We start from the raw sequence: 1,432 nt of genomic DNA, 5'->3' as shown, positions 1-1,432 counted from the left end.
ATACGAACAAGATCTCCATCTTTGGCTCCTCGAGCTCGCAGGGCTTCATCTACTCCCATAGAACGAAGTTGACGGGCAAAGCGCATAACTGTTTCATCATGATCAAAGTTCGTCATTTTGAAGAGTTTCTCTAGTTTCTCGCCGCTAAGCACCCACGTTGCGTCAGGTTCCCGCGAAATCGTAAACTCTGGTTCATCCGATTGGAAACCGTAATTAACGGTATCTTCTTCTACGTCTTCATCATACAATAAGAATTCTGGAGTAACTTCTAACAAATCAGCTGTTGCATTCAATAAATTATCTAATCCTTGTTTTGTGATCGCTGAGATCGCAAAAACTGGAATATCGTCTGCAAATTCATCTTCTTTATCTTTTTTCAATTGTTCCTTGAATTTCTTCAGGTTTTCTTCGGCGTTAGGCATGTCCATTTTATTGGCTACAATAATTTGCGGACGTTCTAATAAGCGTAGGTTGTGTGTGCCCAACTCATTATTGATGGCTTGATAATCTTCGTAGGGCTCTCTGCCTTCCATTCCGCTCATATCAATCACGTGTAAAATGACACGAGTCCTTTCAATATGGCGTAAAAACTGTGTTCCTAAGCCAACACCTTGAGAGGCGCCCTCAATCAATCCAGGCAGATCGGCTGCTGCAAAGCTGCGTCCGTCACTTGTTGTGACCATCCCTAAATTAGGAACTAAGGTTGTAAAGTGATACGCGCCAATCTTAGGACGAGCAGATGAAATCACTGAAAGGATCGTTGACTTTCCAACTGAAGGAAAGCCGACTAAACCAACATCAGCTAATACTTTCAATTCTAATTCGATATTACGTTCCTGTCCCGGTTCGCCATTTTCGGCCAATTCAGGAGCTGGGTTTCTTGGTGAAGCAAAACGAGTATTGCCGCGGCCTCCGCGACCTCCGTGAGCGACGATCAATTCTTGACCGTTCTCAATTAAATCACCAATCAAGGTACCAGTGTCGGCATCACGAACAGTCGTGCCAGGTGGGACGCTCACATAAGTATCTTCGGCTCCGCGCCCGTGCATTCCTTTGCTCATTCCATTTTCTCCTGGAGTCGCTCTGAAATGACGATTGTAGCGGAAGTCCATCAAGGTACGTAATCCTTCATCGACAACTAGAATGACATCGCCTCCGCGCCCGCCGTCGCCTCCGGCTGGTCCGCCATCTGGGACATATTTTTCACGACGAAAGGCTACCATCCCGTCGCCGCCCTTACCGGCTTTGACATCGATCGTTACTTGATCTAAAAACATGGACATCTTGGTGTCCTCCTTCTTACTTTATTTTATTGACTACTGAATCTCCACACTAAACAAAGTCTTGTATATTGTAGCTAGATTATGCGAAAAAGTCCATTCTTATTGATAGAACCTTAAAAATTTTGTTGGTTTTACTCTTAGAATTACTC

Annotated in this window: 1 protein-coding gene; it reads right to left on the bottom strand. The window is 44.4% G+C overall.

Features of this window, described 5'->3' with window-relative positions; genetic code table 11:
• Nucleotides 1-1,283 (bottom strand): GTPase ObgE (gene obgE / locus A5875_RS04630; protein WP_088932522.1); only part of this gene is annotated, 1,283 nt, incomplete at its 3' end.
• Between the last annotated feature and the right edge of the window lie 149 nt (nt 1,284-1,432).

The organism is Enterococcus sp. 3H8_DIV0648, from assembly GCF_002140655.1.
GTDB classification, from domain to species: Bacteria; Bacillota; Bacilli; order Lactobacillales; family Enterococcaceae; genus Enterococcus_A; species Enterococcus_A hulanensis.
This window is presented reverse-complemented; position numbering and strand designations above follow the sequence as displayed.